The 21191-nt window shown below is 50.7% G+C and carries 23 protein-coding genes and 1 tRNA gene; 11 read left to right on the top strand and 13 right to left on the bottom strand.

From position 1 onward, the window contains the following. The 3 genes from pqiB to rmf all read left to right on the top strand — a co-directional run bounded on the left by pqiB (position 1) and on the right by rmf (position 2625). The gene (gene pqiB, locus ACLJXE_RS14285) at positions 1 to 1641 is read left to right on the top strand and encodes an intermembrane transport protein PqiB (RefSeq protein ID WP_410751224.1); all 1641 of its coding nucleotides are present in this window, start codon (positions 1 to 3) and stop codon (positions 1639 to 1641) included. Further along, positions 1638 to 2201, top strand: coding sequence for a membrane integrity-associated transporter subunit PqiC (gene pqiC / locus ACLJXE_RS14280; RefSeq protein ID WP_040231826.1), 564 nt, complete (start codon positions 1638 to 1640; stop codon positions 2199 to 2201). The genes pqiB and pqiC overlap by 4 nt, the downstream gene beginning before the upstream one ends. Positions 2202 to 2457: 256 nt before the next feature. After that, positions 2458 to 2625, top strand: coding sequence for a ribosome modulation factor (rmf, locus tag ACLJXE_RS14275; RefSeq protein WP_003035871.1), 168 nt, complete (start codon positions 2458 to 2460; stop codon positions 2623 to 2625). A gap of 121 nt (positions 2626 to 2746) precedes the next feature. Here rmf and fabA read toward each other — a convergent pair whose 3' ends face one another. Both fabA and ACLJXE_RS14265 read right to left on the bottom strand, forming a co-directional pair. Then, positions 2747 to 3265: a bifunctional 3-hydroxydecanoyl-ACP dehydratase/trans-2-decenoyl-ACP isomerase gene (gene fabA / locus ACLJXE_RS14270; RefSeq protein WP_003035875.1), complete on the bottom strand. Its 519-nt coding sequence runs from the start codon at positions 3263 to 3265 to the stop codon at positions 2747 to 2749. A 68-nt stretch (positions 3266 to 3333) separates the two neighbouring features. Continuing rightward, on the bottom strand, positions 3334 to 5094 hold the full coding sequence (locus tag ACLJXE_RS14265; protein ID WP_410751223.1) for an AAA family ATPase: 1761 nt from the start codon (positions 5092 to 5094) through the stop codon (positions 3334 to 3336). A gap of 185 nt (positions 5095 to 5279) precedes the next feature. Between ACLJXE_RS14265 and matP the strand changes: the two genes are divergently transcribed. After that, positions 5280 to 5732 (top strand): macrodomain Ter protein MatP, encoded by a 453-nt coding sequence (gene matP, locus ACLJXE_RS14260; RefSeq protein WP_005123520.1) that lies wholly within the window; start codon positions 5280 to 5282, stop codon positions 5730 to 5732. A 97-nt stretch (positions 5733 to 5829) separates the two neighbouring features. Here matP and ompA read toward each other — a convergent pair whose 3' ends face one another. Next, positions 5830 to 6879, bottom strand: coding sequence for a porin OmpA (gene ompA / locus ACLJXE_RS14255; protein WP_048212110.1), 1050 nt, complete (start codon positions 6877 to 6879; stop codon positions 5830 to 5832). 355 nt (positions 6880 to 7234) lie between these two features. After that, positions 7235 to 7744, bottom strand: a complete 510-nt coding sequence (gene sulA, locus ACLJXE_RS14250) for an SOS-induced cell division inhibitor SulA (RefSeq protein ID WP_286628187.1) — start codon at positions 7742 to 7744, stop codon at positions 7235 to 7237. A gap of 216 nt (positions 7745 to 7960) precedes the next feature. On the opposite strand from sulA, the gene ACLJXE_RS14245 reads away from it, so the two are divergent. After that, entirely contained in the window at positions 7961 to 8575 is a 615-nt protein-coding gene (locus ACLJXE_RS14245) for a TfoX/Sxy family DNA transformation protein (protein ID WP_410751222.1), read from the top strand. Here the strand turns inward: ACLJXE_RS14245 and yccS are convergent. Next, positions 8553 to 10706: a YccS family putative transporter gene (gene yccS / locus ACLJXE_RS14240; RefSeq protein WP_410751221.1), complete on the bottom strand. Its 2154-nt coding sequence runs from the start codon at positions 10704 to 10706 to the stop codon at positions 8553 to 8555. The genes ACLJXE_RS14245 and yccS overlap by 23 nt on opposite strands. A gap of 18 nt (positions 10707 to 10724) precedes the next feature. Further along, a complete protein-coding gene (locus tag ACLJXE_RS14235; protein WP_005123514.1) occupies positions 10725 to 11171 on the bottom strand; it encodes a YccF domain-containing protein in 447 nt (148 codons plus the stop codon). 125 nt (positions 11172 to 11296) lie between these two features. On the opposite strand from ACLJXE_RS14235, the gene helD reads away from it, so the two are divergent. Beyond that, positions 11297 to 13351, top strand: coding sequence for a DNA helicase IV (helD, locus tag ACLJXE_RS14230; protein ID WP_410751220.1), 2055 nt, complete (start codon positions 11297 to 11299; stop codon positions 13349 to 13351). 32 nt (positions 13352 to 13383) lie between these two features. Here helD and mgsA read toward each other — a convergent pair whose 3' ends face one another. Then, complete coding sequence (mgsA, locus tag ACLJXE_RS14225) at positions 13384 to 13842, bottom strand: methylglyoxal synthase (protein ID WP_137382855.1); 459 nt, start codon at positions 13840 to 13842, stop codon at positions 13384 to 13386. Between the two features lie 93 nt (positions 13843 to 13935). Then, on the bottom strand, positions 13936 to 14598 hold the full coding sequence (csgI, locus tag ACLJXE_RS14220) for a curli synthesis inhibitor (protein ID WP_271442099.1): 663 nt from the start codon (positions 14596 to 14598) through the stop codon (positions 13936 to 13938). A gap of 172 nt (positions 14599 to 14770) precedes the next feature. Here csgI and ACLJXE_RS14215 point away from each other — a divergent pair, with 172 nt between their 5' ends. After that, on the top strand, positions 14771 to 15184 hold the full coding sequence (locus tag ACLJXE_RS14215; RefSeq protein ID WP_006685217.1) for a CoA-binding protein: 414 nt from the start codon (positions 14771 to 14773) through the stop codon (positions 15182 to 15184). A 74-nt stretch (positions 15185 to 15258) separates the two neighbouring features. On the opposite strand, the gene hspQ is transcribed toward ACLJXE_RS14215, so the two are convergent. Next, complete coding sequence (gene hspQ, locus ACLJXE_RS14210) at positions 15259 to 15576, bottom strand: heat shock protein HspQ (protein WP_005123508.1); 318 nt, start codon at positions 15574 to 15576, stop codon at positions 15259 to 15261. A 57-nt stretch (positions 15577 to 15633) separates the two neighbouring features. Next, positions 15634 to 16824, bottom strand: a complete 1191-nt coding sequence (rlmI, locus tag ACLJXE_RS14205) for a 23S rRNA (cytosine(1962)-C(5))-methyltransferase RlmI (RefSeq protein WP_286628183.1) — start codon at positions 16822 to 16824, stop codon at positions 15634 to 15636. A 94-nt stretch (positions 16825 to 16918) separates the two neighbouring features. Here rlmI and yccX point away from each other — a divergent pair, with 94 nt between their 5' ends. Then, positions 16919 to 17200 (top strand): acylphosphatase, encoded by a 282-nt coding sequence (yccX, locus tag ACLJXE_RS14200; RefSeq protein WP_410751219.1) that lies wholly within the window; start codon positions 16919 to 16921, stop codon positions 17198 to 17200. On the opposite strand, the gene tusE is transcribed toward yccX, so the two are convergent. Beyond that, positions 17197 to 17526: a sulfurtransferase TusE gene (gene tusE / locus ACLJXE_RS14195; protein ID WP_286628181.1), complete on the bottom strand. Its 330-nt coding sequence runs from the start codon at positions 17524 to 17526 to the stop codon at positions 17197 to 17199. The genes yccX and tusE overlap by 4 nt on opposite strands. 88 nt (positions 17527 to 17614) lie before the next feature. Then, complete coding sequence (yccA, locus tag ACLJXE_RS14190; RefSeq protein WP_043015806.1) at positions 17615 to 18274, bottom strand: FtsH protease modulator YccA; 660 nt, start codon at positions 18272 to 18274, stop codon at positions 17615 to 17617. A gap of 271 nt (positions 18275 to 18545) precedes the next feature. Here yccA and ACLJXE_RS14185 point away from each other — a divergent pair, with 271 nt between their 5' ends. Both ACLJXE_RS14185 and ACLJXE_RS14180 read left to right on the top strand, forming a co-directional pair. Continuing rightward, positions 18546 to 20174 (top strand): ABC transporter substrate-binding protein, encoded by a 1629-nt coding sequence (locus ACLJXE_RS14185; RefSeq protein WP_410751218.1) that lies wholly within the window; start codon positions 18546 to 18548, stop codon positions 20172 to 20174. A 143-nt stretch (positions 20175 to 20317) separates the two neighbouring features. Continuing rightward, a tRNA-Ser gene (locus ACLJXE_RS14180) sits at positions 20318 to 20405 on the top strand. A gap of 3 nt (positions 20406 to 20408) precedes the next feature. On the opposite strand, the gene ACLJXE_RS14175 is transcribed toward ACLJXE_RS14180, so the two are convergent. After that, positions 20409 to 21026, bottom strand: coding sequence for a tyrosine-type recombinase/integrase (locus ACLJXE_RS14175; protein ID WP_410751342.1), 618 nt, complete (start codon positions 21024 to 21026; stop codon positions 20409 to 20411). Positions 21027 to 21030: 4 nt separating this feature from the next. Here ACLJXE_RS14175 and ACLJXE_RS14170 point away from each other — a divergent pair. Continuing rightward, positions 21031 to 21191 (top strand): transposase (locus tag ACLJXE_RS14170; RefSeq protein ID WP_410751341.1); only part of this gene is annotated, 161 nt, incomplete at its 3' end.

Below are 21191 nucleotides of genomic sequence, written 5' to 3'. Positions count from 1 at the left end.
ATGGAATCTAAAAGTGGGGAAGCCAAAGTGCAGAAGGTAAAAAACTGGTCGCCTGTGTGGATATTCCCGATCGTCACTGCACTCATTGGCGCATGGGTTCTGTTTTACCACTACAGCCATCAGGGGCCGGAAGTCACGTTGATTACGACCAATGCCGAAGGTATTGAAGGGGGCAAAACGACGATTAAAAGCCGTAGTGTGGATGTCGGCGTGGTTGAAAGCGCTACCCTGACGGATGATTTGACCCATGTGGAAATTAAAGCACGCCTCAATTCCGGTATGGAAAAGCTGCTGCATAAAGATTCTGTTTTTTGGGTTGTGAAGCCGCAAGTAGGTCGTGAAGGCATCAGTGGCTTGGGAACGCTGTTGTCCGGGGCATATATTGAGCTGCAACCCGGTAATAAAGGCAGCAAGCTGGAAAATTACCAATTGCTCGATTCTCCACCGCTGGCGCCGCCTGATGCGAAAGGGATCCGCGTGATCCTGGACAGTAAAAAAGCAGGGCAATTGAGCCCGGGTGACCCGGTTCTGTTCCGTGGATATCGCGTGGGCTCGGTTGAGACCAGCACGTTTGATGCACAAAAGCGCACGATCAGTTACCAGCTTTTCATCAATGCGCCAAACGATCGACTGGTAACCAGTAATGTCCGTTTCTGGAAGGACAGCGGTATTGCCGTCGATCTCACTTCGGCAGGTATGCGAGTGGAAATGGGCTCGCTCACCACGCTGTTTGGCGGCGGAGTAAGCTTTGACGTACCGGAAGGTCTGGAACAAGGCCAACCGGTTGAACAGCACTCCTCTTTTAAGCTGTATGACGATCAAAAAAGTATTCAGGATTCCTTGTATACCGATCACATTGATTACCTGATGTTCTTCAAGGATTCAATTCGTGGTCTGCAGCCGGGGGCGCCGTTGGAGTTCCGTGGTATACGCCTGGGTACAGTAAGTAAAGTGCCTTTCTTCGCGCCAAATATGCGCCAGGTATTTAACAACGATTATCGCATTCCTGTTCTGGTGCGTATCGAACCTGAACGGCTGAAAGCGCAGTTGGGTGAAGACACCGATGTGGGGGCTCATCTTGCTGAGTTGCTCAAACGTGGACTGAGAGGGTCATTGAAGACGGGGAACCTGGTGACCGGTGCGCTGTATGTCGATCTCGACTTTTACCCGAAGGAGCCGCCAATTACAGGGGTACGCGAGTTTAATGGTTATCAAATTATTCCGACAGTGAGCGGCGGTCTGGCGCAGATTCAGCAGCGTCTGATGGAAGCGTTGGATAAGATTAATAGTCTACCGCTGAACCCGATGATCGAGCAGGCAACCAATACGCTGTCGGAAAGCCAACGTACGATGAAGCATCTGCAAACTACGCTGGATAACATGAATAAGATAACCGGTAGCCAGTCGATGCAGCAGCTTCCTGCGGATATGCAGAATACGTTGCGTGAACTGAATCGTAGCATGCAGGGCTTCCAGCCAGGTTCTGCGGCCTACAACAAGATGGTGGCGGATATGCAGCGTCTTGATCAGGTACTGCGTGAACTGCAGCCGGTTCTGAAAACGCTGAACGACAAGAGCAACGCGCTGGTGTTTGAAGCGAAGGACAAAAAAGATCCAGAGCCGAAGAGGGCGAAACAATGAAAAAGTGGCTAGTGGTGATGATGGCGGTCTGGCTGACGTCATGCAGCTCCAGCGGAGAGAATAAAAGCTATTATCAGCTCCCCATTGCGCAAGGGGGGGGACAAAGTTCAGCTAATCAGGGCAACCGCCTGCTGTGGGTTGAACAGGTTGCAGTACCTGATTATCTGGCAGGGAATGGTGTGGTGTACCAGACCAGCGACGTGAAGTATGTGATAGCGAATAACAATCTCTGGGCCAGCCCACTGGATCAGCAATTGCGTAATACCCTTGTCGCAAATCTCAGTATGCAACTTCCTGGCTGGGTGGTTGCATCTCAGCCGTTGGGAAGCACTCAGGATACGCTTAACGTAACGGTGACAGGCTTTCACGGACGCTACGATGGGAAAGTGATTGTCAGCGGTGAATGGTTGCTGAATCACCAGGGGCAATTAATCAAGCGTCCGTTCCATATCGAAGTTGTACAGACGCAGGATGGCTACGATGAAATGGTGAAAGTTCTGGCCAGCGCCTGGAGTCAGGAAGCGACGGCAATCGCACAAGAGCTGAAACGCATTCCATAAGCTTAAATAATTGTAAATTATGCCGCCTCAGGCTCAGCGCCAGAGGCGGTTTTTTTTATTTTTTTAGCGGTTGAGGTCGCTGTTCTGACAGAGAATTTTTGTACAAATGATTTACCAGCTAGCTCACAAATATGACACTGGCGTGAATTTTGCGCATTGACGAGTCTGATGTTTAGGGGTATTCGTTTAGTGTGATTGCACACTTAGTAATCACTGTTTTCTTTTCCACCAGACCTAAAAATGAGGGAAACGAGGCATGAAGAGACAAAAACGAGATCGCCTGGAACGGGCACATCAACGTGGATATCAGGCCGGCATTGCCGGACGCTCAAAAGAAATGTGTCCCTATCAGACGCTGAATCAGAGGTCATACTGGCTGGGAGGCTGGCGAGAAGCCATGGGGGATAGGGTTTTAATGGCCTGATTCTGTCTCTTTAGATAAAAGAAACCTCCGCAAAGCGGAGGTTTCGCCTTTTGTAGACTGGCAAATTAACGTACCCGGCCATTCGGCCATGTCGCACTACCAGACCTACAGATGCCAGCGATTAGAACGCTGAGGTGTCCTGGAACAGACCCACTTTCAGATCATTTGCGGTGTAGATCAGACGACCATCAACCAGCACTTCACCATCAGCCAGGCCCATGATCAGGCGGCGGTTAACGATGCGTTTGAAGTGAATGCGGTAAGTGACTTTCTTCGCGGTCGGCAGAACCTGACCTGTGAATTTCACTTCGCCCACGCCCAGAGCACGGCCTTTACCTTCGCCGCCCAACCAGCCGAGATAGAATCCAACCAGCTGCCACATGGCATCCAGACCCAGGCAGCCTGGCATCACCGGATCACCGATAAAATGGCATCCGAAGAACCACAGGTCCGGGTTGATGTCCAGTTCAGCTTCCACATAACCTTTGTCAAAGTTGCCGCCGGTTTCGGTCATCTTGATGACACGGTCCATCATCAGCATGCTTGGTGCAGGCAGTTGTGGGCCTTTAGCACCAAACAGCTCACCGCGACCAGAGGCAAGAAGGTCTTCTTTTGTATAGGATTCGCGTTTATCTACCATGTTCTCTGTAAGCCTTATTTTATTGAAGCACGCAGGATAGCTAACACGTGTACGCTGAACAAGTCCGATCAGTTCGGAATAATCCAATTCAGCCAACGTAGCGGCCATGGAAAACGGTGACGGCCTTCCTGTTGCGTTGCCGCAGCAATACGCTCCTGGATAGTTTGCATCAGCGTCGTCTGACCTTCGCCATCCCACACCAAATTTAATAGCAGTGGCAGCGCATCGGTCACGTCGTCTACTGCCCAGATAGTGAATTTTTCTTCTTCAACAGCCTGCAGCAGTGCGGGTGGCAGGCTCAGATGTCTGACGTTGGCTGTAGGGATAATCACTCCCTGAGTCCCCGTTAATTCACGCTGCTGGCAGATGGCAAAGAAGCCTTCAATTTTCTCATTCAGACCGCCGACAGGTTGAGCACGACCAAACTGATCGACAGAACCGGTTATCGCGATGCTTTGATTGACGGGAACGTCAGCGAGGGCGCTGATCAGCGCACACAGTTCTGCCATAGAGGCGCTGTCACCGTCTACTTCACTGTACGATTGCTCGAAAGTTAGAGAGGCAGAGAACGGTATTTGCTGTTCAAGCTGGAGTTCCGACATCAGGAACGCCTGCATAATCATCATACCCTTGGCATGAATATTTCCGCCTAACTCGGCTTTGCGTTCAATATCGGTAAATTCGCCGTCGCCAATATGCACGACGCAACTGATACGCGAAGGTTCACCAAACGCGCGGGGATGGCCTGGAAATTCGATCACCGACAGGGCGTTTATTTGCCCAACACGCTCGCCTTCCGTTTCAATGAGGATCTGCTCTTGCAGGATTTCATCCTGCATCCGTTCGGAGAGGAACCCTTCTCGCCATTCACGCTGTGCAAGCATCAGGCTCAATTGTTCCGCAGTGCAGGTATCACTGTCGCAAAGAGGGGACACTTCTTTGAGCTGGCGAGTGATCCATAGCGGATTAAGTGGCAGCGTGTCCTGTTCGCCGGTATAGCGAACGGCTTCGCGGATGAGAACCTGCCATGCATCAGCAGCAGGATAGGGCAGATTGTTGCGTCGGGCAGTATGCGTTACCCACTGACACCACTGTGTCATGGTTTCGGCATCCACTATCTGCAAGTTATCTTCAAATTCGCTGTAGATAGCCTGTTCTGCCAGTTCTGGTTCCATTTCCTGGAAGTCTGCCAGCGATTCACGTTCGCCGACCAGCACCACTTTCAGTTTAAGCGGCATAGAAGGGACGGAGACGGGCAGGGGGCGAGACTCGTCAAAGGCCACCCAGTCAAAACGCTCGTGGCTGACAATGGCTTTCAGGCGCATCCACAACAACGGCTGAGCCAGAAGCGTGCGCAATGAGATAACCAGCACACCGCCGTTGGCCTGATGGACCAGTCCCGGTTGCAGAGTAATTTCGCCATTGAACTGGCGCAGACAGCCAAACAGTTGTTCGGCCTCAACCCAGTCAGCATTAACCACCTGAGTTAACGTCGCAAAGTTGTCGTCTGCTTTCTCCGCTGTGCGGTAACGAATAGTGTGGCCGGATACATCGTAATGTCCCCCGGTTAACCTATCGGCATCCGTATGCAAGGTACGTGCAGCTGTTGCAATAAGATTGAGATACTCCAGCTCTTCGGGCGCTTTTACCAGCATAAACGAGGACGTAGCCCAGTGCTGAAGAAGCTGCTCTAGCGCGAATTGTAAACGTGGCTGAGTATCACTGAGTAAGGTGTCGGTGTCGTCAGTGACGTGCGGCTGTGCAAATATTTCCTGATAGCTGTCGGTATCAGGAACCAGATCACGCCATGCAAGTTTCGTAATGGTCAAAGTTGATGTTTTTTAGTCTGTTGTAAAAAACGAGATTATACCGTAACCATCAGCACTGCACACGTGGAAAGCGCCGCGAAACGGATGTGATGACGCGCGACAGTTCACAGGCTGGATATTCTTTTCTTCAGATGCCCAAAAAGCTGATATTCTGATAAGAGTTACACGGTAACATTGAGATCGCAATGAAATATCAACAACTTGAAAATCTTGAAAGCGGATGGAAATGGAAGTATCTGGTGAAGAAGCATCGTGAGGGGGAGTTGATTACCCGCTATGTGGAAGCCAGCGCTGCCAAAGAAGCCGTTGATTTGTTGCTAACCCTCGAAAATGAACCGGTTCGGGTCAATGCCTGGATTGAAGAATACATGAACCCAGCACTGCTCAATCGTATGAAGCAAACGATCCGGGCGAGGCGTAAGCGGCACTTTAATGCAGAACATCAACATACGCGTAAGAAATCGATCGATCTGGAGTTTATGGTCTGGCAGCGTTTAGCCGGGCTTGCGCAACGACGAGGTAAAACGCTCTCAGAAACGATTGTGCAGTTGATTGAAGATGCGGAACATAAAGAAAAGTATGCGAACAAGATGTCGACATTGAAGCAGGATCTACAGGCGTTACTGGGTAAAGAGTAGGGTACGGGTAACTTCAATATAGAGTGTACCTGTGCTTTTGAATGATATGTAGGTAAAAAAAACCCCGCCAGGCGGGGTTTTTTTATAAGACGATAACTTAAGCCTGAGGCTGAGTTACAACGTCTTTGATACCTTTAACTTCGATCTCAACACGACGATCCGGAGCCAAGCAGTCGATCAGCGCAGCGCGAGCTTTCACGTTGTCACAGGTGTTGCCAGTAACAGGGTTGGATTCGCCCATGCCACGTGCGGAGATTTTGTCAGATGGGATACCTTTAGAGATCAGGTAATCAACAACAGACTGAGCACGTTTCTCAGACAGACCCTGGTTGTAAGCGTCAGAACCGATGCGGTCAGTGAAGCCCAGAACAACGACGGAACCGTCTTTCGGATCCAGGTTGCTCAGCTGGCTGTACATCTGATCCAGAGCCTGCTGGCCTTCTGGTTTCAGAGTCGCTTTGTTGAAGTTGAACAGAACGTCAGACTTCAGAGTGAAGTGTTTGGTCTGTACTTCTGGAGCCGGAGCCGGAGCCGGAGCAACTACTGGAGCTGCTTCTTCCTGCTGGCCGAAACGGTAAGAAACACCAACGCTCAACAGACCGTTGTCTGGACGACCACCAACGGTGTTCGCGTCACCGATGTTGTTAGTCCACTGGTATTCCAGACGGGTAGCGATTTCAGGAGTAATTGCATACTCTACGCCACCAGCGAATACTGGGGATACACCAGTGTCGTGGTCTTTGAAGCCGTCGTTGTTTTTAGCATCTGCACGCCAAACCATACCACCCAGACGGGTATAAACGTCCAGATCGTCAGTGATTGGGTAACCCAGTTTAGCGGTCAGCTGAACGCCCTGAGCTTTGAATGCGCCATTTTCAGTGTTGCCTTTGTACGGCATACGACCTAACCAGTCGTAACCCATTTCAAAACCAACGTACGGGTTAACCTGGTAACCACCGAACGCACCAGCACCCAGTTGGCTTTCGTGGGTCGGTCCGTTGTTGTTGATCTGATTGTTGCCGATGTCATGGAACTGGGACCAACCCAGTTTAGCACCAGTATACCAGGTGTTATCTTTCGGAGCGGCCTGCGCCACGGTAGCGAAACCAGCCAGTGCCACTGCAATTGCGATAGCTGTCTTTTTCATTTTATGCGCCTCGTTATCATCCAAAATTCGCCATGAATATCTCCAGAGAGATAACACGGTTAAATCCTTCACCCGGGGACCAGTTCAATAGTTACTCTACCGATATCTGCGGCTTAAGCCGAGCACCCCTGGCGATGTAAAGTCTACAACGTACTCGAAAACTTACAAGTGTGAACTCCGTCAGGCATATGAAAAAAAAAGGCTTGTATACACAATATTTAACATTTATGGATGATTAATTGTACAGCTACTGTCGCGGAAACCGCTTCACACAGGCGTTCTCAAAGAAAATGTGTTAAAGCTCAAAGCCGAATTTTAGGGTGAAAAAAAATTCCAGGATAATTCCTAATTTTACTCAATGATACAAATTCGAGTGAATTTTTAGCCCGGAATGGTGTCTCCCCGCAAGTGTCTGAGCGCGTACAGGACGCATGATAAATCCCATTGCGTTTCCCTCATCTGCCGCTTTCACCAGTTCTGCATGTTCATCTTCTGTTAATTCTTCCGTCAGCCAGCCGATGACCACACTGTAATTCCCAGTGCGCAGCGCACGGACCATTGATTCCAGCGTATGGCAGGGAGAGAGTTGGCTGATTTGCATGACTTTCGTCAATGGGAGTCCGGCCGACTGCACCCACTCGCGGCTCAGTTTTTGTTGCGGCGTCAGCCAGAGCTGCCAGCGCGACTGCTGACCTAATTGCTGAAGCAGAGGAAGCAGCAGGAGTTGCGTCATCATGGGCTGGTCCTCGCGATAGACCACTTCACTGATAAGCCCAGCGGTAGTGTGTTCTGACGACACGCGCGCAACTTTGCTTGATGTGGAAGAGAACGACGAAGAACGATTTGCGTAGCCTGAAGTGTACATAATCAATCCAGCCCTGTGAGTTACTGTATGGATATACAGTAACCCTGCTGTCACCAAAGATCAACCTTATTTTCTGAAACAGGTTCGCAGTTTTTGGTTGTTGTTACGGTAAAAACAAAATTCATCTTGCCCCTTGCGAATAAGTTGCCTATTTTCGTCATTAACGGATCCGCTACTGCAAATCATTTTATTACGTTATGATTTAAAAGGACTTTTATGAAAAAACTTTCTTATGCAAGGATCTATAAATCACAAGAATATCTGGCGTCATTGGGGACGATTCGTTATCGATCGCTGTTTGGTGGTTATAGCCTGACAGTCGAGGACACGGTATTCGCTATGGTCGCCAATGGTGAGTTATATCTTCGGGCCTGTGAACAGAGCGCGCAGTACTGTGTAAAACAGCCCCCTGTCTGGCTGACATTTATAAAACGTGGACGTCCGGTGGTGCTCAATTATTATCAGGTGAACGATACGCTGTGGCAAAACCAGCAACAACTGGTGTCGCTATCACGGTATTCACTGGATGCGGCGTTAAAAGAAAAGCAAAGTCGTTTTGCACAGCATTGCCTGCGTGGACTGCCGAACATGACATTTCATCTGGAAACCCTGCTGAATGAAGCAGGTATAAAAGATGAAAGCACATTACGCATGTTGGGGGCAAAAATGTGCTGGTTGAAACTGCGACAGGTTAATCCCGCCCTGACGGTGAAAATACTCTATGCCCTTGAAGGCGCGATTGGGGGCATTCATGAGGCGGCGCTCCCGGCGATTCGTCGCCAGGAGCTTGTGGAGTGGGTGAGTTCTCTTACGCCTGAACCGGTATACTAGACGGCAATGCGGCAATTTGCTGCTGTAATCGTCTGATTTCTGGTAGTAGCGCTATCAACAGGCCAACTTGCTGTACGACCAGCGGTTCTTTGCTGTCCGGGCGTGGTTCAAGATGCTGAATCCGTTGCTTCAGTCCTTCAAGCGCCTGGTATACGCGCTGCTCGTCAGCGGGTTGATGATGAAGTGCATCATCAACATAGCAAACGGCATCGTCCAGTAATGCCAGAACGTCCGGGTTGGTTAACTGTTCACGGTGTGCGCCCAGCGCCGAGATATAACTGGTAAAGGTATGGTTGAGGCACAGCAAGCGGAATGCTGTTTCGCGCGTTTGGGCGGTGACATCCGGTTCACTCGACATATTCGACACCACGGATGCCAGCTCTGCGTCACGATTATGCGCATCGCGACGCGCAATACGGTATGCCAGACGATTGTCTCGCCCCTGATGATATTGTTCGAGAATGGCGTCAAGGTAACGACAGTTTGCATCGGTCGCCCGTTCAATCACTCGTGGCAGGTTGCGAAAGCGCCAGTCTGGCCAGATGAAACTGACGGCCGCCCATGCGATGGCACAACCGATCAGCGTATCGATGACGCGCGGTAGTGCGACTTCAAACCCTTCTCCAAGCAGGTTAAAGCACAGCAATACCAGCAATGTGATAAACATTGTGGCATGCGCGTACTGAACATTGCGGAAAGCGAAAAAGAGCACGCCGGTGATCACAAGCAGTATTAATTGCCCTTCCAGCGATGGGACGAACCACAGGATGGGCAATCCAATCGCTATCCCGACTAATGTGCCGATAATCCTCAACGCCAGACGATGGCGTGTGGCGTTGTAGTTGGGCTGGCAGACAAACAGGCTGGTCAGCAGGATCCAGTAGCCATGGTTCATACCCGTTATCTGGATAATGGCGTACCCGACGCAGAGCACCAGCGACATGCGAACCGCGTGGCGAAACAGCGCCGACTCCGGCGTAAAATTGCGACTCAGACGCAGCCAGATATCACTGAATCCATGCGGACTGTCATCGGCAAGCTGATTTTCTGACTCATTGCGTGAGAGTACCTGAGCCTGTTCAGACTCAATGGTGGCCAGTTGTGCATCGATAGCCCGCAGGTTTGACAGTAAGAATCCCAGCGTATTGAGCAGATCTGCAGGGGCACCGCTTGCACGCATGCGCTCAAGGGCGGCATCTATATGTGTAAAGACTCGCTCAAAGTGTGGATCGTGCTGGTAAGGGGTGCGTAGCAAAATGCAGCGAGACAGCTGCGTACAGGCTTGTCCCTGCATCGACATTAATCGCTGGAAACGAAACATTACATCGCTGTGACGGAAATGGTCGCGTAGCGTCTGGTACTGAATATGTGAGGAACTTGCGCGTTCGTGAATATCCTGCGCGACAAAATAGTAATGCAGTGTACGGCGGGTTCCTCGCTGTCCACGGTCACCGCGCAGACGGGTCAGTAATGATATTTTTGTTTGGTTCAACGTCGCCATCAGTTGCCCATTGGCCAGCGCTAAGTCATACAAGGGGGCCTGGCTTTCATCTTCGATGTCGGGATCAAAAAGGCGGGATTTCAGCTCCAGGTAGTGCGCCAGCTGTTCGTAGCTGCGTGCCAGATTGTCCTGCAGTGGACGAATCGGGAACAGAAGATGGCCGATAAGCGTCAGAAGGTTATACCAGATGGCGCCTGCAAGCAGCAGGATCGGCTGCTGATACCATTGATCGTACAGCGATGTACCCAGCATGGTGTAAATGGCGATCAGTAATGCACCAAAAGCGATGGTCGCGTAACGCTGCCCTAAGCCTCCGAGCAAAATAAAGCCGCTGGTGGAAAGCGTTAATCCAATTGCGAAAAGCCACGGCCAGGGGAAGAGCAATTCGACGGAGGCCGAGGCAATAAAAAAGCAGATCAGTGTAATGATCAAATTGCGCAGACGACCCGCGAGCCGATCGTCCAGATCGGTCAGCGCGGCAGCAACCATGCCCAGCGTTAGTGGGATGGTCAGTTTGACGTCACCCAGCCACCACGGTAGCGCCGTAGTGCCGCAAAGTGCGATAAAAATTCGCACGTAGTACAGCCAGGTGCTGTTCCAGGTATAGCGTTTAAGCAGTGGACTTAACATAAAGGCCATCAGTTCCGATTATTCAAAGCGACGACGCGCGTTGGCTTCGCGTGCGGCACGGGCAACTTCGACTGAAACCACGCGACGACCAACGGGCCAGAGTGCAATTGCGGCGATTTTAAAGTTCGCAATACCTACCGGAATACCAATAATCGTAATGCACTGGGCAATACCGGAAACAATATGCATCAGGCACAGCCACCAGCCGAAGAAAATCAGCCAGAAAATGTTGAGTAGCGTACCGCCGGTATTCAGAAGCACGTTTTTACCCGCCGGGTTGAGTTCATCAACGTGAATCGCTTCATTACCGTAGGGGAACAACGACAAGCGAGTGATTTCCCAGCAGGAGCGGGTCAAGGGGAGTGTGAAGATAAGCACGATACTGACTAACGTCGCCAGCAACCAGGCTAAGGTGGTGGCGAATCCCCCAAGCACAAAATTTAAAATATTCAGAACAGTACGCATAAACCCTCGGTTGACTCTGGTTTTCTGTGAGTTTGGCAATTGTAACGTTTTTTTGGGCTGGAGCACGTTTTCTCTGGCGGTTACACTGATAAGCAAACCTCTTCGTGTGGATCCGCGTAAGTCTTATGGAACTGAAAGCAACTTCTCTGGGAAAGCGTCTGGCGCAACACCCTTACGATCGGGCTGTTATTCTCAATGCCGGCATTAAAGTTTCCGGCGACCGTCATGAGTATCTTATTCCATTCAATCAGTTACTGGCTATCCATTGTAAAAGGGGACTGGTATGGGGCGAGCTGGAATTTGTGCTTTCTGATGATAAAGTTGTACGCCTTCACGGCACTGAATGGGCGGAAACCCAGCGTTTCCACCATCATCTGAGCATGCTCTGGCAGCAGTGGAGCCAGGAGATGAGCGACGTTGCAGCAGGGGTGCTACAGGAACAGCTGGATGCGATTGCCGCTCGTACAGGGGAAAACAGATGGCTGACGCGGAGCCAAACATCCGGATTGCAACAACAGATCCGCCGTGCTTTTGACGCGTTGCCCCTGCCGGTCAACCGGCTAGAAGAATTTGATCATTGTCGTGAGGCGTTGCATCAGTGCCAGGCGTGGCTGCAGGACATTGAAGCGTGTCGTTTGCAACATAACCAGGCCTATACCGACGTAATGCTGGCAGAGCACGCCGAGTTCTTTCAGCAGATCGAATCTTCGCCGCTAAATCCAGCCCAGGCTCGTGCGGTGGTGAATGGTGAGCAGTCGCTATTGGTGCTTGCGGGGGCAGGAAGTGGCAAAACATCCGTTCTGGTTGCGCGTGCGGGCTGGTTGCTGGCGCGGGGAGAAGCGGCTGCTGAACAAATCTTGCTGCTGGCGTTTGGCCGCAAAGCCGCACAGGAGATGGATGAGCGCATTCGTGAACGGCTGCATACGCAAGACATCACCGCGCGGACGTTTCATTCACTGGCGTTGCATATTATTCAACAGGGTAGCAAAAAAGTCCCGACAGTCAGCAAACTCGAAAATGATACTGCTGCCAGAAATAAGCTGTTTCTCGGCGCATGGCGTCAGCAGTGCAGCGAGAAAAAAGCACAGGCTAAAGGTTGGCGACAGTGGCTGGAAGAAGAGATGCAGTGGTCCGTGCCAGAAGGCAATTTTTGGGACGATGAAAAATTACAGCGTCGCCTGGCCTCACGACTGGATCGCTGGGTTAGCCTGATGCGTATGCATGGTGGTGCACAGGCGGAGATGATCGCCAATGCGCCGGAGGCGATCCGCGACCTGTTCAGCAAACGTATAAAGCTGATGGCGCCGTTGCTCAAGGCCTGGAAGAGTGCTCTGAAAGAAGAGAATGCCGTCGATTTTTCTGGACTGATCCATCAGGCGATTGTCATTCTGGAGAAAGGGCGCTTTATCAGCCCCTGGAAGCATATTCTGGTTGATGAATTTCAGGATATCTCCCCACAGCGCGCCGCCCTGTTAGCCGCATTGCGCAAGCAAAACTCACAGACCACGCTATTTGCCGTGGGGGATGACTGGCAGGCCATTTACCGTTTCAGTGGCGCACAACTTTCGTTGACTACCGCCTTCCGGCAACACTTTGGTGAGGGCGATCGCTGCGATCTGGATACGACATACCGTTTTAATAGCCGTATTGGCGAGATAGCCAATCGGTTTATCCAGCAAAACCCGCATCAGCTTAAGAAACCGCTCAATAGCCTGGCCGCTGGCGACAGGAAAGCCGTCACTCTGCTCGATGAAAGTCAGCTGGATGCGCTGTTGGATAAGCTATCCGGCTTTGCGAAAGCAGAAGAACGCATACTGGTGCTGGCGCGATATCACCACCTTAAACCTGCCAGTCTTGAGAAAGCAGCGACCCGCTGGCCCAAACTACAGCTGGATTTTATGACGATTCATGCCAGTAAAGGACAGCAGGCGGATTATGTCATTGTCGTTGGGCTTCATGACGGCAACGATGGTTTTCCGGCCCCGGCCCGTGAGTCGATTATGGAAGAAGCACTACTGCCAATGGTCGAGGATTTTCCGGATGCAGAAGAGAGAAGGTTGCTCTACGTGGCACTTACACGTGCCCGGCATCGGGTGTGGTTGCTGTTTAATAAAGACGCGCCATCCTGTTTTGTGGATCAACTAAAACAACTGGATGTCCCGGTAGCGAGAAAACCCTGAAGAACAGGCGGCGGCCGCCGCCTGTCTGGCGATTATTTGAGGCGCTCTGCCAGATAACGGGCGTAATCCGGGATCAGTATGTCCGTCGCATCGCTGAAGTTTGGTGACTGGATAATAAAATCGGCGGTAGATACGTTGGTGGCAACCGGAATATTCCAAACAGTGGCCAGGCGCAGAAGGGCTTTAACATCCGGATCATGAGGCACGGCGTTGAGTGGATCCCAGAAGAAAATCAGCACATCAATTTTCCCTTCAGAGATCAGCGCACCGACCTGCTGATCGCCGCCCATTGGACCGCTGAGCATGGCGTTGACATCCATGCCGGTCGCGCGTTGAATGAGATTTCCTGTCGTGCCTGTCGCATAGAGGACATGCTTTTCTAACAATGGCTGGTGGCGTTCCACCCAGCTCATCAGCATCTGTTTACAGTGATCATGTGCAACCAGCGCAATATGTTTGCGCGCTGGTAATGTGCGAGTCGTCAATTCCATAGTACAGCTCCCAAGTTAACCTTACTACAGAGTACTGGAAGCTCTTGACGCTGCAAGAGAAAGACAAAAAAAAAGCGTAGGTGAACATAAATGTCACGAGGGCGGTTGTTTCTCTGCCCATTGCAGAAAATTGCTTCGCGTTTGCGCATCGGCCTGCCCAAACCAGTATTTCAAACGCTGTTCGGTGAGTGTTTGCGACTGTGGCGGCACCCGATCCAGTTCAGAGACGCCCGAGAGCAATGCGCTGTCATCTGCCATCATAGTGGCAAATTGTGGGAGTGAAGCATGCTTAGACGATTTGTTATAGCGTTCAGTCTCGAGTTCGTAATCCACGATTTTTGCCGATGAGGTAATCGACAAAATATCCAGCTTGACTGGAATGGGCATGGAATCGCCATCTAATAGTTCCACACGGGGAGCGTCATCGAAATGCGTCGCGTCACGTTCGTTGTTCAGACGGGGGAGATGAAAATTGACCTGACTAACTAACTGAGTATCAAAACTGATGACCAGCGGAGGAGAAATATACAGACGCTCTTCATGGCTGGAGAGACGAATCGTTTTCTCAACGCGAAAGACAAGTTGATGCCGACCATTCTCCAGCTCAATACTGTCGGCACCGCGCAGTAAAGAGCTGGACACCTTTTTTCCGTCCAGCACCAGAAGGTCAATATCATTAGACAGGCGCAAAGAGGTCGCACAAACGGTTACCGGCAAAAGCAGAGCAATCAGGGCTGTCACAATGCCGGTTTTCATAGGGTTCTCCTGTCCAGAAAATTTCTGCATAAGATGTATCTAAATTTTTCGACAATCATGTTTACTAACATATAGACATATTTTTCAGTTTAGCTCTCATGCGCCAGTATGGGATGAATGGTTGCGACGTCAGGTTTGTCGTACACTTTGCAAAACAGCCTGGAGGAAGACGATGAAAGAGACCGATATTGCTGGCATTTTGACATCTACTCGTACGATTGCGCTGGTAGGAGCAAGCGATAAACCCGATCGCCCGAGCTATCGGGTAATGAAGTATTTACTCGATCAGGGTTATCACGTTATCCCCGTGTCTCCTAAGGTTGCCGGGAAGACGCTGCTGGGGCAGCAGGGTTATGCGACGCTGGCAGACGTACCAGAGAAAGTGGATATGGTGGATGTCTTTAGAAACTCAGAAGCCGCATGGGGAGTCGCACAGGAAGCTATTGCTATTGGTGCGAAGACTTTGTGGATGCAGCTTGGCGTGATTAATGAGCAGGCTGCCGTGCTGGCGCGCGATGCGGGCCTGGCGGTAGTGATGGATCGTTGCCCGGCGATTGAAATCCCCAGACTGGGACTGGCGAAGTAAGGTTGTACTGTTGCCGGATGGTACATGGTATATCCGGCCTACAACGGTGTTTGCCGTAGGCCGGAGAAATGTTGTCAGTTGCGCAGGCGTGGAGCCTGGAGCTGTTTACGGATTGTCCGTGCCAGTTCATCCATCGACGGTTGCTCTGGATGTTCTTCTTGTAGCTCACTACTCAACTGTGCTTCAGCCAGATACGTATGTACTGGCAGGCCATTATCGTCTTCCATCACCACGTGATACCAGGGAGCGGCGCGAAGTTCGTCGTTTACCGCCAACTCATCAGGTGACGGGTCATCAAGCGAATATTCCGGGTCGATATCCACGACCACTCCGAGGTAACCTAACAGGGAATGGCGGACCTGCTGGCCGATACCGAATTTGCTGGCAATCATAGTCACCTCCCGGGAAATAGATACCCTCTATGTAAGGGTAATATTCCACTTTTCAAGTTACATGATGCGACAGGCAAACCCTTTCAGATACAGCCCTTCCGGGTAGGTAGCGATCACCGGATGATCGGCGGCCTGACGGAACTGCTCTATAAATTGTACATCACGCCCGGCATCTATTGCGGCATCGGCGATGATTTTCTGAAATAAATCGGTGGTCATCAATCCGGAGCAGGAGAATGTCAGCAGTACGCCCCCCGGATTCAGTAACTGAATTGCCAGCATATTGATGTCTTTATAGCCACGGCAGGCACCCATCAACTGGCTTTTGTTTTCGACAAACTTCGGTGGGTCCATCACGATAACATCAAATTTCTCACCACGATCGCGATAGGCGCGCAGCAACTTGAACACATCATCACGCACAAACTCGGCTTTGCTCAGATCCAGCTTGTTCAGCTCTACGTTCTGACGGGCGATATCGAGCGCTTCCTGGGACGTATCAACGCTGACGACCTGGCGGCAGCCACCCATTAATGCAGAGACGGCGAATCCACCGGTATAGGAGAAACAGTTCAGTACGCGCTGATTTTCCACATAACGACGCGTGGCCAGGCGGCTGTCACGCTGATCGAGGTAATAACCGGTTTTATGGCCGTGCTGAATATCAACCAGTAGTTTCATCCCGTGCTCTTCAATCGGCAGCAGAGCTGGCGGCAGTTCACCCGTGACGGGTCCCTGAGTCAGTTCCATGCCTTCTTTTTTACGCACGGCGACATCGCTACGGTCATAAATCGCGCACTCCGGGAAGACAACCTGCAGGGCGCTAATCAATGCGGCACGTTGATACTCGGCACCTGCGCTGAGTAGTTGCAGCACCAGAAAGTTACCGAAACGGTCAATAGTGACGCCCGGCAGGCCATCAGACTCCCCGGCAATCAGTCGATAGCTGTCCAGCCCGTCCTTTTTCGCCAGCCAGTCTCGCCATTTCTGGGCTTGTTGCAGACGGCGGGTAAAGAAATCAATATCGATGGATTCAGACTTGTCGAACGTCCAGACACGTGCACGGATCTGCGAGGCAGGAGACCAGGCTCCGCGTGCTAACCATTTACCCTGATGGTCAACAATATCGATGGTTTCACCGAGGTTGGCTTTACCTTCCATACGTGCGACGGCACCGGAAAATACCCACGGATGGCGACGAAGTAATGATTTTTCGCGCCCTTTGGCTAACACTAAACGTACACTCATAATTTACTGTTCTGTCGATTCAAAGAAATGGGCGCCATTGTCCTGAGTTTTACGTGTATTTGCAACGCGCACCGCGATGATAAGGAGAACCATAATGTCGAAAATCTGCATAATTGCCTGGGTTCATGGGCGGGTACAGGGGGTGGGGTTTCGCTATACCACTCAGCATGAAGCGCAACGTCTGGGGTTAACTGGCTATGCGAAAAATAGGGATGACGGCAGTGTAGAGGTTGTGGCTTGCGGTGACAGCGAGCAGGTAAAACAACTGATGAAGTGGTTAAAAGCCGGGGGCCCGCGTAGCGCCAGGGTAGACAGAGTTCTCAGCGAACCGCATCGGCCTGGCGAAGAGTTAACGGGATTTAGTATCCGCTATTAAATACATTTGACCGGTTTTGGCAGACCGGCAATTTTAGTTGCCTGCTTAGCTGGACCTTTTGGAAACAGGCGATAGAGATAACGGCTATTGCCTTTTTCTTCACCAAACTTATTGGCCATCGCTTTGACCAGCATACGAATAGCGGGAGAGGTATTAAATTCCAGATAAAACTCGCGTACAAAGCGCACCACTTCCCAGTGTTCAGTTGACAGCGTAATTCCTTCGTTTTCAGCAATGGCAACTGCCAGCGGCTCGCTCCATTCGGTTGTGTCTTTTAAATAGCCTTCGCTATCAGTACTGATTTCTTTACCTTCAAAGATCAACATAATTCTTCACTGCGTTAGTCAAACTGACGGCAGTTTACCAAAAAAGAAAGCCCCGCATAAGCGGGGCTGGGTAATGCACGTCGTCATTTTAATCGCGGCTGGCGAAGCCCAGAATGCTCAGCAGGCTGACGAAGATGTTGTACAGCGATACATAAAGGCTGACCGTTGCACGGATGTAGTTGGTTTCACCACCACGGATGATGTTGCTGGTTTCAAACAGGATGGCACCTGAAGAAATCAGGATAAACACCGCGCTAATCGCCAGATGCAGCGCTGGCAGTTGCAGGAAAATATTCGCAACCATACCAATCAGCACTACCACGATACCTGCCATCAGCATACCGCCGAGGAAGGACATGTCTTTACGCGTGGTCAGCACATAGGCAGAGCAGCTGAAGAAGACCAGCGCCGTGCCACCCAGCGCCATAGCGATAACATCACCCATACCTGCAGACAGGTAAGTGTTCAGAATCGGTCCCAGGATGTAACCCAGGAAACCGGTGAAAGCGAAAGCAGACAGAATACCAACTGGTTTATCTGCCGTTTTGTAGGTCAGGAACATCAGACCATACATACCCACCAGCGTCAGAATCAGACCCGGAGACGGCAGCATCAGCACTGTACTGGCTGTTGCGGTGATCGCAGAAAATGCCAGCGTCAGGCTGAGCAGGAAATAGGTATTACGCAGCACCTTGTGCGTGCTGAGTAGCGATGTACGATCGCGCGAAGAACTAATAATACGATCCATGAGTCACTCTCTTATGACAGATGTAATTAATGATGGAGGATAATAAAATCACCGGTTACGACCCAGCGGTTTTACCCATCTTTACGCATTTTAACCCGCCAGGCTTAAGCATATTATTTCAGCAAAAGCATCTGGATTAGATGTTACCACTGTTTATACAAAAATGTCAGATCGATATCTGATAGGTGACTGAAAAATATTGCGTTATTCCCTACATGCCTTTAAGAGTGACAGCGGTGTCAACATAAAACAGAGCAATAAGGTAAAGGGAATGACTCAACATAAATCGAAGGTATTTACATTTACGCTGTTGGCTGCCTGTTTGATGTCTATCAACGGTGTGGCGAGCGCTGCGACTGTTCCCGCGGGCACAGAACTGGCCGCTCAACAGGAACTGGTCAGAAATAACGGCAGTGAGCCAGCCTCACTGGATCCGCATAAAGTTGAAAGCAACGTTGAGTTTAATTTAATCAGCGATATGTTCGATGGACTGGTTGCCGTCAATCAGGACGGGTCTATAGAGCCTCGCCTCGCGGCATCCTGGGAGAATAAAGACAACACCGTCTGGACCTTTCATTTACGTCCGGGCATTACCTGGTCTGATGGCTCTGCGATTACCGCTCAGGATGTTGTCTGGAGCTGGCAGCGTCTGGTTTCACCGCAAACAGCTTCACCGTATGCCTCTTACCTTGGCAATATGCATGTTGCGAATGCTGCCGATATTGCGCAGGGGAAAAAAGCGCCTGCCGAGCTGGGGGTAAAAGCACTGAATGATACCACGCTGGAAATTACCCTGACGCAACCCACGGCGGCGTTTCTGGCTATGCTGGCGCACCCATCACTGGTCCCGCTGGATAAAGTGCTGATTGGCCGCTTTGGCGATAAGTGGACTCGTCCGGAGCACTTTGTCAGCAGTGGTGCGTATAAGCTGTCGCAGTGGGTCGTCAACGAGCGGATTGTTGCCGTGCGTAACCCGTATTACTGGGACGATCAGCATACGGTCATTAATAAAGTGACGTATTTGCCCATCAGTTCAGAGGCTGCAGACGTTAACCGTTACAAAGCCGGGGAAATCGATATTGTTTTTAGTGTTCCGGTCAATCAGTTCGCGCAATTGAAAAAGACGATGGGTGATGAACTCCATGTTTCACCTCAGCTTTCAACCTATTATTATCAGTTTAATACCACGCGTGCGCCGTTTAACGATCCGCGCGTGCGTCGGGCGCTGAATATGGCGCTGGATAAAGACATCATTGCCCAAAAGGTGATGGGACAAGGACAGCGTGCGGCGTGGGTTATCAGTCAGCCTGAAATTGGTGGGGTAAAATTACACGCGCCGGACTACGCATCATGGCCACTCGACAAACGTATTGCTGAAGCCAAAAAACTGCTGGCAGAAGCGGGCTACGGTCCTGAGCATCCGCTTACCTTAAATCTGCTCTACAACACTTTCGAAACGCACCAGCGAATCGCGATTGCTGCCTCGTCAATGTGGAAGAAAAATCTGGGCGTTGAGGTGAAGCTGCAGAACCAGGAGTGGAAAACCCTGTTGGACACCATGCACACCGGCAATTTTGACATCGTGCGCTATGCATGGATAGCCGACTATGATGACGCGTCGAGCTTCCTGAACATTTTCCGCACCGGTGATAGTGAGAACACCACCAGGTACAGCAATCCCCCCTACGATGAAGCGATGAGTCATGCTGCGAAAGCAAACTCACTGGCAGAACGCGGGAAGTATTACCAGCAGGCGGAAGACGTATTAGGCGAGGATGTCCCCGCGATTCCGGTTTACCACTATGTCCGCACACACCTGGTGAAGCCGTGGGTAGGCGGATTTGCACCGGATAACCGGGGGAATTACTTCACCAAAGATATGTACATCAAAAAACATTAAACAGCAGCCACCCGGATTTGTGCTGAATAAACGGTCAATTTGTTGTTATTTAAGTCGATTAACAACATTTTGGCTGTTTTTCAGGCAAACGAACACATTGGTGCTTTACAGGTCCGTTCGGGATGTTTATAGTGCGCCTCATTGGAAGCGTGGCCGAGCGGTTGAAGGCACCGGTCTTGAAAACCGGCGACCCGAAAGGGTTCTAGAGTTCGAATCTCTACGCTTCCGCCAAATCTAAACAAAGGGGTTAGCTAAATGCTGACCCCTTTGTTTTTTGGGCAGAAGAATTAAGAAAGAATATTCGAAAAGAATATAGTCACCACCCAATTGTATAAAAAAACACTTCTTGCCTATTACCGGGCGATCAAGCGTCGGGCTAATTTGTACCTTTCTGTCATAAATAAGCACCTGGCTTTCAGTCTTGTATCCGCTAAATATCTGCTTATCCATGCTGCTACCTTCAAAATCTGAGATAGCTTTTGCTTTAATGTCGTGGAATGTGTAATCCAGTTGCCGGTTAAGTTCACTCTGTGCAGCCCGCACAGCCTTTAGCCAGCGATTATTGAATGTCTTGCGGATGAACTGCCCGCGATCGCTGTTATAGAGAACCAATGCGTCAGGTGAAAGCTTCGGGCATGCTGCCTGTGCCGTTTCCAGTGCTTCCTGCAGGCGAGGTGTCCAGACCTTTATCTGTTTTTTCCCGGTTTTGCCCTGTTGGATAAAAATCCCTTTATCAGATATTTGCATCCAACGTAGCTCGAGTACGTCAGCTTGTCGTGATCTCCTCCCTGAAAACAGTGCCAGTCTAAACTGAAGTATCCGGTCTTTCTTCCATCTCACCGGGAGGCACATCGCCATGAAAAAGACCCGTTATACCGAAGAACAGATTGCATTTGCGCTGAAACAGGCCGAAACCGGCACCCGCATCGGGGAAGTCTGCAGAAAGATGGGTATTTCTGAGGCCACCTTTTACAACTGGAAGAAAAAATTTGCCGGTCTGGGCGTGACGGAACTGCG

It is taken from the genome of Citrobacter sp. U14242, from assembly GCF_046555775.1.
Lineage (GTDB): Bacteria > Pseudomonadota > Gammaproteobacteria > Enterobacterales > Enterobacteriaceae > Citrobacter.
Note: the sequence above shows the minus strand (reverse complement) of the source record. Positions and strands in the feature narration are given on the sequence as shown.